Origin of the sequence: Clostridium sp. M62/1 (genome assembly GCF_020736365.1) — a bacterium.
Taxonomy (GTDB): domain Bacteria; phylum Bacillota; class Clostridia; order Lachnospirales; family Lachnospiraceae; genus Otoolea; species Otoolea saccharolyticum_A.
Window position 1 is genome coordinate 3,657,501 of sequence record NZ_CP085988.1, and the last position, 12,181, is coordinate 3,669,681.

The window sequence follows — 12,181 nt, forward strand, 5'->3', positions numbered from 1 at the left end:
TGTTCCCATCCGCTTCCCGCTTCCGGCCGCAAGCACAATGGCCGAGATCAGGCCTCTTCTGCCTTCCCGCTCCTTCTTCCCTGAGCTTATCTCCTTTTCCTTCATAGCCTTCCTCTGCTCTCCTCCCTTCCGTTCTCTCCCCCTGTTAGAAAACCGTCTTTTACCGTTCTCCCAGCTTTAAATTCGGCACCGCATTCAGATCCCAGCCTGAGCGGGCGCCGCCTATATACTCATAGTAGGCCGCCACTCCAATCATTGCCGCATTGTCTGTGCAGAAAATCGGCGATGGGTGATAGAAGCGAATTCCTTCTTTTTCACAGGCCGCCCGCATCCCCTCTCTCAGCGCAGAGTTGGAGGCCACTCCGCCCGCGATCGCCAGCTTCTCATATCCATACTCTTTTGCAGCCATGACAGCCCTAGAAACCAGCACCTCCACCACTGCATTCTGGAAGGATGCCGCCAGGTCGGGAACGCAGATCGTCTCCCCCTTCATCTGAGCGTGATTAATATAATTTAATACAGCCGATTTCAGGCCGCTGAAGCTGAAGTCGTAAGGATTGTCCCCGACCTTCGCCCGCGGAAACTCGATAGCATGGGGATTTCCCTCCCTGGCTGCCTTGTCCACCTTAGGTCCTCCCGGATAGCCCAGTCCCACAGCTCTCGCCACCTTGTCAAAGGCCTCTCCCGCTGCATCATCCCTGGTATGACCGATAATTTCAAATTTTCCGTAATCCTTTACCACTACCAGATGGGTATGGCCCCCTGACACGATCAGGCAGATAAACGGAGGCTCCAGATCGGGATTCTCAATAAAATTGGCCGATACATGGCCCTCGATGTGATGTACGCCCACCAATGGCTTTTTGGCAGCGTAGGCTAATGCCTTTGCCTCCGCCACGCCCACCAGAAGGGCGCCCACCAGTCCCGGACCATAGGTGACGGCCACAGCCGTAATATCCTCCAGCGTCACCTTCGCCTCTGTAAGCGCGCTCTCAATTACCTGGTTAATTTTCTCAATATGCTTTCTCGACGCGATCTCAGGCACAACGCCTCCATACAGCGTGTGAAGGTCAATCTGAGAAGAAATCACATTGGAAAGCACCTCTCTTCCATTCCTGACAACCGAGGCCGCCGTCTCATCACAGGAGCTCTCGATTGCGAGGATCAGAACATCCTCGTCTGTCGTATGCTTTTTCATTCTTATCTATTCTCCTTTTCCCTTTAAGCCCTTAAGGAGCTTCCTTCCTCTCTGTTTTCCGTCCTGCCGGCGTCTACTCCTCATCGTCAAAGCCAAGCTCCACGCTCCATCCATCCCTGGCAGTCTTTGCCCGCGGGAATATAGCCCTGGCCTTGTCCGCATAGTCGTCAGGGCGCGTCAGAGACGGGCTGTAATGTGTCAGCCACATTTCCCTGGGCTGGGCCTCCCTGGCCAGTCCTGCCGCCTCCTGGAAGGTCATGTGCTTATACTCCCTGGCCTTGGCCTCCTTGCCGTCCTCCCCGTACATTCCCTCACAGATAAACAGATCGGCATCCTTCGCATACTCGGCAATCACCGGCACGGGCCTTGTATCTGTGCAGTAGGTCACCTTGATCCCCCGTCTCTTCGGCCCCAGAACCATCTCAGGCGTGAGAATCCGCCCTTCGTCCTCTATGGTCTCCCCCTTCTGAAGACGGCTCCAGAATTTCTGCGGAATCTCCTGGGCTCTGGCCCGCTCCACGTCAAATTTTCCCTTTCTCGGTATGGAAACCGCATAGCCATAGCAGATGACATTGTGCTGGACGCGGTAGGCGTCGATCACGTAGGGCCCGATAGAAAACTGCTCTCTCGGCTCTGACAGCTCGATAAAGCGAAGCTCAAACGGCAGCTCCGGCGCAATCATGCGGAGAGCTCCCACCACCCGCTCCAGGCCCTTTGGGCCGATTACAGTCACCGGCTCCGTCCTCTCGGCATTTCCCATGGTGAGCAAAAGCCCCGGCAGACCGCTGATGTGATCTGCATGGTAATGGGTAAAACAGATGATATCAATGGGTTTGGGACTCCATCCCTTCTCCTTAAGCGCCACCTGCGTCCCTTCCCCGCAGTCGATCAGCAGATTGCTGCCGTCACACCGCGTCATCATGGAGGTGAGCCACCGGTATGGAAGCGGCATCATCCCCCCTGTTCCCAACAGACAAACATCTAACATATTCTATATTTCCTCTCTGCAAACTTTTTGTTCAGTATGATTTTACAGGCCCCTGTGCCGGAACCTGTAAAATCATACCACAAATGCTTTCCCTTTCGCAAGTTTATCCGGAAGGCCCTGCAGTTTACTGAAATTCCTTCCTCAGAATCTCCTTCGGCATCTCTATCTCGCCTGCAATCGTATGCTCTGTGAGCTCAGAGAGGAGCTTAATCTTTTTATTTAACAGAGGTCTCATACAGTTTGGCACATGCTCCTGGTGGGCCCTGTGTATGGCAACACATTCCTTGCAGTTTCCATGATAGCGGCAGGCCTTTTTGCAGGGGCAGTGATCCTTGTCCTTATACTCCTCCCTGAAGGCTGACGCAAACTCCTCCTGCAGCCTTAACCCCTCGGCCCGGTTTCCCTTGTGAAACTCCTCCATCGCAGCAATTTCTTTTGGATTGTTCTCAATCGTCACTGGCTGTCCCTCCTGTTTTTTCCGTGTATACGTCTCACAGGCCTGCCTTCCTGCGCCCCGCCGAACACCTGGCGGGCGCCCGGTCTGTTCGCCTGTCCAGCGCTCAAGACTGGCTCTGCCTATCTATCATAACACGCCTGCGGCCGTTTTTCCATTTCCATTTCTTTTACCCATACAGAAAACGCAGAAAGGCTGCGTCAAACCTTCGCCTCCTGAGCCTTCGCTCTTCTGACAGCCGGATACGGCAGTCTGCCGGAGGTTCTGTTGCCACAGCCTTTTTAGATTATTTTCGATTTTCAAATTTTGGAGGCTCCATTTGCGCCAAACGCCTGAAATTCTACAGCAGTTCTGTCTGTTCCTCCACCTCAACGGGGATCCTGAACTGGTTCACCAACTCGTCGTAGCACTCTTCACACAGATCAAAGCTGTGCCGCTCACCGTCCTTTTCCGAAAAATAGTCCCACGCGATTTCAAACCGCGCTCCGCCCTCCCGCATGATTCCATCCTTCACCATTAATCGTTTTCCGCACCAGTTGCAGTGCACCGATTCCAGCTCCCTGTCCTTTTTGTACTTTCTCATTTTCCCTCTCACCTTTCTTCTGTGCAAATATCAGCCCCTTCCCCTGAGATAAAAAAGAATCCTGCGGGGCAGGATTCTCCGCCTGCGGCGGTTCGCAAAAGCGACATTTTCCTTTCCGCCGCCGCGCGGCTGCCCTAAGCAGCCTTTTTTCTCTGCGCGGCGTGTGTATCCCGCCCGGCAGAGCTTTTTCTATCGCAGGGAGTTCAGAGGAATTTCCTGTGATGCAAACTAAAGGGGCATCCGCACCGGATACCCCTACATTATAGTCTTTTCTATTCGCGTTTTTAAGTGGTAATTATTTCAAGAGAGGCGAAGTCCCATGATGACGGCGTCCTCAACCGGTTCTGTGTAATAGCTTTTTCTGACAGCCTCCTCCACAAAACCGTAGGATTTATAAAGGTTTCTGGCCGCCTGATTGGAATTTCTTACCTCCAGCGTAATCACAGAGGCTCCCTGCTCTCTGGCAGAACGAACCAGCGTATCCATCAGGATCCTTGCGTATCCCCTTCCCCGAAGGTCAGGATGTACAGCGATGCGCATCAATTCTGCCTCTCCTGCAATGATCCTGAGGTTGCAGTATCCGGCAATTTTCTTCCTTCCTTCACCCTTCTGCAGCTCACTTCCTCGTTCCTCTTCCAGCACCCAGACCAGATCCAGACGGCTGTCCAGACACTCTGACAGCAGTGTTTCTGACCAGGGCACAGAAAAACTAAGCCGTTCCAGGCTGGCAGTTTCCGGAAGGTCCCGCTCTGTCATAGGCCTGACTAAAAGCTTTGTCTGTCCTCCAGCCTCCATCAGCGCAGCGCTCCTTCCCCTGTCTCTGCTTCCCTATCCGCGCCCTTCTTCTCTGCAGTTTTCTTCTCTGAATCTTTCTTCTCTGCAGCTTTTTCTCCCTGTTCCGGCACATTCCGGGGATCCGGGCGCTCTACTACCTGGATTCCGGCAGCCAGCTTCTCCATCTCACCCTGACGCTCAGCCACCTCCCGCTCCCGCTCAGCCTGGGATTTTCTCAGATAATCCGGTCTGTGCTCCATAGCGGTCTCCGTTTTTCCCTCTGCAAAATAGACGGCACCCAGGGCAGCTACAGATGCAGCTCTCTGCCTGTTTACGTGAGCCGGAGCAAAGGCGCAGGGGACCTTGATGCTCTCTTCAATCAAGGCTCTGTAGGGCGGCACTCCGTCCCCGAGGAAGATTACCTTCTCCCCTCTCTCATTCAATTCATCCACCAGCTCTCTCACATCGGAAGGCCACTGGTTTTTTACCACCTCAAAGCGGTCCCTGAAATGGTAGAGTCCTGTATATACCTGATTTCTGCGGGCATCCATGACAGGGCAGATAAGGGCATCTGTCCCATAGAGGCCATAGGCCATGGCATCCACGGTCGGTACGTGAATCAACGGCTTTTTCATGGCAAGTCCCAGTCCTTTGGCTGTAGCGGAACCGATCCGAAGCCCTGTAAAGGAGCCGGGGCCCCCTGAAACGGCGATGGCGTCTATGGAGTCCAGTTCAATCTCCAGCATCCGGATCACCTCGTCAATCATGGGAAGAAGTGTCTGGGAATGCGTTTTCTTTAAGTTTACCGTATACTCTGCCGTCAGTATGTCATCTGTCACAATGGCTACGGACGCCACCAGGGATGAGCTCTCAATTCCTAATATTCTCATTTTCTCTCCTCCACGCTGATTCTGCGGTAGTCAAACCCCTGATTCAGGTCTTTCTCTATCCTGATTTCCGTGGCATGCTCCGGAAGAATCTCCTCGATCAGTGTCGACCATTCAATCAGGCAGACTCCCTCTCCATAGAAGCAGTCCTCATAGCCAATCTCGTCCATCTCACTGATATCTCCAATCCGGTAGACATCAAAATGGTAGAGGGGAAGCCTTCCCTCATCGTACTGCTGCACAATGGTAAAGGTTGGGCTGTTTACGGTTCCCTGTATTCCCAGTCCCCTGGCAAAGCCCTGGGTAAATACGGTTTTCCCCACTCCCAGGTCACCGTTCAGACAGTACACTTCCCCTGCCTTTGCCTTTTCCCCCATGCGCCTTCCAGCCTCAAAGGTCTCCTCCGGGCTGTATGTTTCAATGATTTTCATAATCAGATTCCTTTCAATTTTTCAGCCGAAACATAGGTCTTTAAGAGTTTTTCAAACTGCTCCTTCTTCGTCCCGGTGAGAACCCGGTCAGGAATCAGGTAAGCTTTATTTCCGCGAAGGCCGACAACATAGAGCCCCGTAAGCCTTGTGACCTTCTCCACCTGGCGCCAGCCTATATTCGCTTTGTCCCTGCCCTGCTGAGCTTTTATTCCATTGTAGTCAAGGTGCAGGAACATTTCTTTCGACTGCTCCGGATCCTTTACCTGAGCAGCCGCCCGGCGGTGAAGGGCAAAGGGCTGCATTAAAATCAGCAGAACCACTCCCACAGAGAGAATTACTCTGCCTGCAGGCGGCTGCTGATTCCAGGATACGGCTACAACCAGAATCATCAGAAGCACGCAGATAAGGCTCGCCGCCCCTCTGGCCCCTCTGTAAAATGTGTGCTTTAAAAAGGTGTAAATTTCCTGTTCTGTCAGTTTTATCCTGAGTTCCACTTCTGCTTCCTCCTCATCTCGTCTGTTCGACAGATTCTGTACCTAATCTTACTATCTCAAATGCCAGTATGTCAACCGGAAGGAACCGGTTTGTCCGCAGGCATCCCCTCTGCTTTAAGCAGGAAGGAACCGTCACAGCGCAGGTTTCGACTCCTGATTCTATCATCCGTCTGAGTGAATTTCAATGTGCCTCTCTCCAAAGGACGCCGCAATTATCGCCTCCATTCACGCCATTTCAGCACAAATCCCAAAAAAACACAAAAAATCGACAGAAAGATTCACAGCCTCAGCCTTCCGGACTGCAAAAATAATCTGCAATACTCTGCCCTTCCACTGATATGCTGCATCTCCTCTTTTGATGACTTTTTGTGTATATAATGTAAGGAATCTGAGAGCTGACTGGCTGAATCACAGAGAAGAGGGTGTCCCAAAAGTCACGAAGTGACTGAAAGGACACCCTCTTCTCTGTGGTTTCAACTTCGGCGGCACACCGTAATTTATCCACCTGTTTTCCTGTATCAGAATATTACCTGAAAATTATACCTCCTCATTGAGCTTTGCCAGCTTTGCCGCCTGGTCTGCCGCAATCAGGCTGTCGATCAGCTCATCCAGCTCTCCGTCCATGACAGAGTCAATCTTATAGAGCGTCAGCTTGATCCTGTGCTCTGTCACACGGCCCTGGGGGAAATTGTAGGTGCGGATCTTTTCAGAGCGGTCGCCTGTTCCAATCTGGCTTCTTCTCGCCTCTGATTCCTCACTCTGCCGTCTTTCCAGCTCCAGATCATACAGCTTGGAGCGCAGAAGGCGGAAAGCCTTTTCCTTATTCTGAAGCTGTGACTTCTCTGTCTGGCTGTAAATCACAATTCCCGTGGGCATATGAGTCAGACGCACGGCAGAGTCTGTGGTGTTGACACACTGTCCTCCGTTTCCTGACGCACGCATAACATCGATGCGGCAGTCGTTCATATCAATCTCAATGTCAAACTCCTCAGCCTCCGGCATAACAGCCACTGTCGCCGTGGATGTATGGATTCTTCCTCCGGACTCGGTTTCCGGCACACGCTGAACGCGGTGAACACCGCTCTCATATTTGAGCTTGGAGTATGCGCCCTGGCCTGTCACCATAAACACAACCTCCTTAAAGCCTCCGATTCCATTCTCATTTAAGCTGACAATCTCTGTCTTCCAGCGCTTGCGCTCTGCATAGCGCACATACATGCGGTACAGCTCGGATGCAAAGAGCGCTGCCTCGTCTCCGCCGGCTCCGGCGCGGATCTCCACCATAACATTCTTCTCATCATTGGGATCCTTCGGAAGCAGAAGGATCTTCAGCTCCTGTTCCAGCTCCTCGATGCGTTTCTTTGCGTCTGCCAGCTCCTCCTTGGCCAGCTCACGCATCTCCTCGTCAGACTCCTCCTCCAGAAGAGCCACGCTGTCCTCCACATCCTGGTGAGCCTGCTTATAATTTTTATACGCCTCCACGATAGGAGCCAGATCCGCCTGCTCCTTCATGAGCTTTCTGAATTTCTTCTGATCCTCTACCACATATGGATTATTGAGCTCTTCCATCAGCTCCTCATATCGGATCAGCAAATCGTCCAAACGATCAAACATGACAACCTCCTTCCTGCCGTCCCGGCCCCTGATGCCTGTCCGGCAGGCTGTATATTCCCTCTTTATGCATTATTTCTTACTTTATCGCATCTGCAGTTTTATCACAGTTTTATCCTGCTTACGCTCCCTTATTCCGGCTCTGCTTCCCGCAGCCGTCTCAGTGCTGCGTCCAGACAGCCTTCACCACCCGGTCAAGGCCCGGAGCGTCCTTTACCACCTGGATTTTTGTGTAGCCCTGCTGCGCCAGAAGCTCCGTCACGGCAGAGGCCTGCTCACAGCCTATCTCAAAATAGACCCGTCCGCCCTCCTTCAGATGCTTCCTGCACTCTTCGGCCAGGATCCGGTAAAAATGAAGCCCGTCGGCACTTCCGTCAAGGGCCAGCCTCGGCTCATGTTCCCTGACCTCCGGCTCTAACTTTTCCACCTCGCCGGATGGAATGTAGGGCGGGTTCGAGACTATGACGTCATAGCGCTCTGCGGCAAATTCAGAAAACAGATCGCTGCGCACAAGGCGAAACTGCCTTGTCTCTGCATTTTCCCTGTTTTTTCCGGCCCAGACGGTCAGCTCTGTACGCAAGGGCAGACCGGGGAAATTTTTCGACTCTGCCCTGACCACATCCTTCTGGATCAGAAACAGCCGCTTCGCATTTCCGGCCGCTACCCGAAGCGCATCCTCCGACACATCTGCCGCAGTGACGCTTCTGTACCTTCCCAGCACCGCAAGGCTCAGACCGATGCATCCGGATCCCGTGCACATGTCAAGAATATCGGCATTCCTGTCAGGACAGTCCCTGAGCACCTCCTCCACCAGCGTCTCCGTATCCTGCCTTGGTATGAGCACATGCTCATTCACCCGAAAGGAAAGTCCCATAAACTCCTGGCTTCCCAAAATGTGCTGAAGGGGAATTCTGCTGGCCCGCTTTTCAATCCGCTCTGCAAACAGAGGCCATCCCTTCTCAAATATTTCTCTGTGCATGGGCCTGTTCCTGTCCATGAGAAAATGGACCCTGTCAATGGGAAAGCTCTCTGAGAACAGATACCAGGCGTCCAGCTGCGCCTCCGCTATCCCCGCCTGCGAGAGCACTCTCACACCTTCGTCGAGCACCTCCTGCCAGGTGGGATTCTGCAGGCTGTCCTGCCCCTTCACCGGCTCTTTCTTCTCTTCCTTACTCATGCGTCCCTCCTGAGAAGCCCGTTTCCAGCCTCCCCTTCCTTCGGGTCACCGAAAGAGACAGTCTCTGTCTGAAGAACCAAATCCTGATCCTCCTCAGCGGTTTCAAAGGCGCTTAAATCTGTGTCAGGAAAGTTCTCACGCAGATAAGCCTTCCAGTCGAAAACAGCCTCCGTGGCGGCGATAGCCACCTGGATCATGGAGTCGTCCGGCTCCTTTGTGGTAAGACCCTGCATCCACATGCCCGGCCTGCTCACCAGATCCATGATCTTTGAATTGCTGCGCCCTGCAAGCTGAAGGATTTCATAGGAAACACCTGCAATGACCGGAACCAGGATAATTCTGCTCAAAAATCTCAGCCAGATCGCATCCACCCGAATGACCATGAAAAACAGAATGCTGATGACCATGACAATCAGAATAAAGCTGGTTCCGCACCGCTTATGCTCTTTGGAGCTTTTTCGCACATTTTCCACCGTCAGCGGAAGACCGTGCTCCACACAGTTGATACATTTGTGCTCGGCGCCGTGGTACATAAAGGTGCGCCTGATGTCCTCCATGCGCGATACAAGCTTGATATAGGCGATAAAGATACCGATCCTGATTATGCCCTCCAGAATTGCCATCACATTCTCCGATGTGATAAAGCGGGAAAACAGTCCCGCGAGAAACAGGGGGAGAAGCATGAAAATTCCAATTGCAAGGACAAAGGACAGCACCATGACAAAAGCCATAAGCGCACTCTCTAACTTCTCTCCCAGCACCCGGTCGAGAAATTTTTCGATCCTTCCAGGTTCTGATTCCTCATCGTCCTCAAAAAAACTGGCCGAATACGTCAGCGTCTTCATGCCGACAATCATAGAATCCGCAAAGCGGAACACTCCCCTGACAAACGGAATGGAAAAGAGCTTCACCTTCTGGGTAATGCTGACGTAACGGTCTTTCTTTACCTCTATCTCCTGATCGGGCTTCCTGACCGCCACCGCGTAATCATTGCGGTTCATCATCATGATTCCCTCGATCACGGCCTGGCCTCCGATTCCTGAATATTTCATTTACACTCTCCTATATATTCACACTTAATTCCTGCGTCAATCTCTTTGTCTATAAGTCCGCTCACCCAAAATTTTATATACCAAAAAGGTTGGGTTTCATGTTGCCATTAAAACCCAACCCTTACTTAGCCAAACTGATTAGTTTGCATTGATACCGTACTTGCGGTTGAACTTATCGATACGTCCGCGAGCGGATGCAGCCTTCTGCTGTCCTGTGTAGAAAGAATGGCACTTGGAGCAAACCTCCACGTGGATGTCCTTCTTAGTAGAACCTGTTACGAACTCGTTGCCGCAGTTGCAAACAACCTTTGCCTGATAATAAGCTGGATGGATTCCTTCCTTCATGATTTTCACCTCTCAATTTTTCTTCTGCGGTTTCCGACCGCACGTACAAATGTGTACCAAATTTCAATCGCCTGTTTTGCGAATCTCTGTCTTGCTGCGCAGTAAATCTACTATACACAGCTTAGGTAGTATAGCACAAAATATGGGGGAATGCAAGGGGTTTTTACTGACGTTAAGGAATGCACCAGCAGAAATGAACTGCAGAAAGCGGCTGGAGAATATTAAAGGTTTCCGAGTATGGCCTATGAAGCCAAAGTGGCTTTTTGTCTGTCTGACTGAAAGCGACCTTCTGTATGGGGCAGACCGCCCTGCCCATACAGAAGATCGCTTTTGCTGACTTCCGTTTTAATTATTATCACACCTGCACAGCCAGAGGCTTCCCTCTGAGCTTTTATTTTTTTCGCCCAGCCTGGTTTACCGGATACCTCACAGCCTCCCCCTTAACAAAGCGGACGGCCTCCTCGGCAACCTTTCTCTTCAACTCCTTTGCAGCCTCCTCCGAATACCAAGCCATATGGGGAGTGACAATCAGGTTCTCATGGCGAAGCAGAGGGTTTCCCGCCTCCATCGGTTCTTTTTCCAGACAGTCCAGCCCTGCTCCCGCTATCCTTTCCTCGCTCAGCGCCTGATCCAAAGCCCTCTCGTTGATAATCCCGCCCCGTGACACATTGATAATCACCGCCTCTTTTTTCATCCGGCGAAACTGCGCTTCTGCAAACAGATTCCTGTTCCCATCTGCCGGGCAGTGGACAGAGATGGCATCCGACTCTTCGAGCAGAGTTCCGAAATCGGTCATCTGGATATAATCCATTCCCGGGATCTCCTTATAAACGGGATCGTAACCCAATATGCGAAATCCAAATGCGTGGACACGGGAGGCAAAGCACCTGCCGATTCTGCCAAGACCCACAATTCCAACTGTCTGCTCGCTGAAGCGGTGAATGGGGATCGCTTTCGTGTAATCCCATTTTTCTTCCCTGGTGTACCGGTTCATCACCGTCAGTTTTCGCTTCAGGGCCAAAAGCATGGCGGCAGCCTGATCTGCCACTTCATTCATCCCGTAATCGGGAACATTGCACACCTGTATCCCATGTCTTGCGGCCGCCTCCAGGTCAACTGTATCCACCCCTACGCCATAGCGCACGATTAGTTTCAGGGATGGAATATTTTCCATTACCTTCTCTGTAATGTGGGCGTATTGTACCAGAAAAATCTCTCCGTCCGGGCAGCTTCTGATAACCTCATCCTCCGTCACTGCCTTACAGTGTTCAAAAGACAGCCCCGCCTCCTCAAAAATTTTCTTTTCGATATTCATGTCTGCATGATCACAGTCTGTCACATAAATTTTCAAGCTCTGTTCCTCCCATCTTTTTTCTCAGGCACAATACTGCTTTCCTTCAAGGTGACATCCCTCCTGGCCGTCAGCGTACCAGATACCCCCCGTCCACAGGAATCACAGCTCCGTTCAGATAGTCAGAAGCCCTGGACGCCAGGAAAATCACCGACCCTTCATATCCTCTCCTGTTCCCCACCGGCCTGCAGGAATCCTCCCGGTAATCTCTGCATTTCTCGGATTTTCCGGGTCTAACAGCGCCTCATTCATGTCGGTTGCCATATATCCGGGAGCCAGAGAGTTTACGGTGATTCCTTTGCCTGCCCACTCATTGCAGAGTGCCTTGGTCAGCTGTGCAACCCCTCCCTTTGACGCTGCATAGGCAGGAACGGTAAAGCCTCCGAAAAAAGAAAGCATAGAGGACACGGTAATAATTTTCCCTCCTTCCCCCTGCTCCATGAACTGTCTGGCCGCCATCTGGCCCAGCATGAAGACGGCGGTCAGGTTTACGTCCAGCACACGGCTCCAGTCTTCCAGAGGAAATTCTTCTGATCTGTGGCGGCTCTGTATGCCATGGGCTGTCACAAGAATATCCAGCCGTCCTCCCAGCAATTCTACCGCCTTTTTAAAACAGGGTTCCATCTCCTCCCGGTCTCCCAGATCTGCCCTCACTGCCTGACAGGAAAGTCCCCTCTCCCGAAACTCCTGTGCTGTGCGGAAAACACGATCTGAGACTCCAATGATTACCGTTTCGCAGCCTGCCTCCATCAGCCCCTCTGCCATCCCGTATCCAAGGCCTCTGCTGCCCCCTGTCACAATCGCTTTTTTCCCCTTTATATCAAATAAGTTCATGC

At 52.1% G+C, this 12,181-nt stretch carries 15 protein-coding genes (1 of these 15 running past the window's edge); all 15 read right to left on the reverse strand.

What is annotated here, in order from left to right; genetic code table 11:
• A protein-coding gene (gene ispD / locus LK436_RS16990; protein ID WP_008398863.1) for a 2-C-methyl-D-erythritol 4-phosphate cytidylyltransferase crosses the window boundary here: on the reverse strand, nucleotides 1-105 show its start. 669 nt of this gene lie to the left of the window's left edge; the window shows 105 of its 774 coding nt (coding positions 1-105); the start codon lies at nucleotides 103-105; its stop codon lies off the left edge, out of view.
• Between the two features lie 55 nt (nucleotides 106-160).
• Nucleotides 161-1,198 carry a tRNA (adenosine(37)-N6)-threonylcarbamoyltransferase complex transferase subunit TsaD gene (gene tsaD / locus LK436_RS16995; RefSeq protein ID WP_008398864.1) on the reverse strand — a complete coding sequence of 346 codons (1,038 nt, stop codon included), beginning with the start codon at nucleotides 1,196-1,198 and terminating at the stop codon, nucleotides 161-163.
• Between the two features lie 73 nt (nucleotides 1,199-1,271).
• On the reverse strand, nucleotides 1,272-2,186 hold the full coding sequence (locus LK436_RS17000; RefSeq protein ID WP_008398866.1) for a ribonuclease Z: 915 nt from the start codon (nucleotides 2,184-2,186) through the stop codon (nucleotides 1,272-1,274).
• 124 nt (nucleotides 2,187-2,310) lie between these two features.
• Nucleotides 2,311-2,643, reverse strand: coding sequence for a hypothetical protein (locus tag LK436_RS17005; RefSeq protein WP_008398868.1), 333 nt, complete (start codon nucleotides 2,641-2,643; stop codon nucleotides 2,311-2,313).
• Between the two features lie 337 nt (nucleotides 2,644-2,980).
• Nucleotides 2,981-3,223, reverse strand: coding sequence for a hypothetical protein (locus LK436_RS17010; protein WP_008398870.1), 243 nt, complete (start codon nucleotides 3,221-3,223; stop codon nucleotides 2,981-2,983).
• A gap of 300 nt (nucleotides 3,224-3,523) precedes the next feature.
• Nucleotides 3,524-4,018, reverse strand: a complete 495-nt coding sequence (gene rimI, locus LK436_RS17015) for a ribosomal protein S18-alanine N-acetyltransferase (protein ID WP_008398872.1) — start codon at nucleotides 4,016-4,018, stop codon at nucleotides 3,524-3,526.
• Nucleotides 4,018-4,887 carry a tRNA (adenosine(37)-N6)-threonylcarbamoyltransferase complex dimerization subunit type 1 TsaB gene (tsaB, locus tag LK436_RS17020; RefSeq protein WP_008398874.1) on the reverse strand — a complete coding sequence of 290 codons (870 nt, stop codon included), beginning with the start codon at nucleotides 4,885-4,887 and terminating at the stop codon, nucleotides 4,018-4,020. The genes rimI and tsaB overlap by 1 nt, the downstream gene beginning before the upstream one ends.
• The gene (gene tsaE / locus LK436_RS17025) at nucleotides 4,884-5,315 is read right to left on the reverse strand and encodes a tRNA (adenosine(37)-N6)-threonylcarbamoyltransferase complex ATPase subunit type 1 TsaE (RefSeq protein ID WP_008398875.1); all 432 of its coding nucleotides are present in this window, start codon (nucleotides 5,313-5,315) and stop codon (nucleotides 4,884-4,886) included. The genes tsaB and tsaE overlap by 4 nt, the downstream gene beginning before the upstream one ends.
• Before the next feature lie 2 nt (nucleotides 5,316-5,317).
• The gene (locus LK436_RS17030; RefSeq protein ID WP_008398876.1) at nucleotides 5,318-5,809 is read right to left on the reverse strand and encodes a YcxB family protein; all 492 of its coding nucleotides are present in this window, start codon (nucleotides 5,807-5,809) and stop codon (nucleotides 5,318-5,320) included.
• Between the two features lie 537 nt (nucleotides 5,810-6,346).
• Nucleotides 6,347-7,423 (reverse strand): peptide chain release factor 1, encoded by a 1,077-nt coding sequence (gene prfA, locus LK436_RS17035; RefSeq protein WP_008398881.1) that lies wholly within the window; start codon nucleotides 7,421-7,423, stop codon nucleotides 6,347-6,349.
• Between the two features lie 157 nt (nucleotides 7,424-7,580).
• Nucleotides 7,581-8,597, reverse strand: coding sequence for a N5-glutamine methyltransferase family protein (locus LK436_RS17040; protein ID WP_008398882.1), 1,017 nt, complete (start codon nucleotides 8,595-8,597; stop codon nucleotides 7,581-7,583).
• The gene (locus LK436_RS17045; protein WP_008398883.1) at nucleotides 8,594-9,649 is read right to left on the reverse strand and encodes a DUF1385 domain-containing protein; all 1,056 of its coding nucleotides are present in this window, start codon (nucleotides 9,647-9,649) and stop codon (nucleotides 8,594-8,596) included. Before LK436_RS17045 ends, LK436_RS17040 begins: the two co-directional genes overlap by 4 nt.
• A 138-nt stretch (nucleotides 9,650-9,787) precedes the next feature.
• A complete protein-coding gene (gene rpmE, locus LK436_RS17050; RefSeq protein WP_008398885.1) occupies nucleotides 9,788-9,994 on the reverse strand; it encodes a 50S ribosomal protein L31 in 207 nt (68 codons plus the stop codon).
• A gap of 391 nt (nucleotides 9,995-10,385) precedes the next feature.
• Nucleotides 10,386-11,345, reverse strand: a complete 960-nt coding sequence (locus LK436_RS17055) for a C-terminal binding protein (protein WP_021965886.1) — start codon at nucleotides 11,343-11,345, stop codon at nucleotides 10,386-10,388.
• 147 nt (nucleotides 11,346-11,492) lie between these two features.
• Complete coding sequence (locus LK436_RS17060; protein WP_008398890.1) at nucleotides 11,493-12,179, reverse strand: SDR family NAD(P)-dependent oxidoreductase; 687 nt, start codon at nucleotides 12,177-12,179, stop codon at nucleotides 11,493-11,495.
• Nucleotides 12,180-12,181 lie beyond the last annotated feature (2 nt).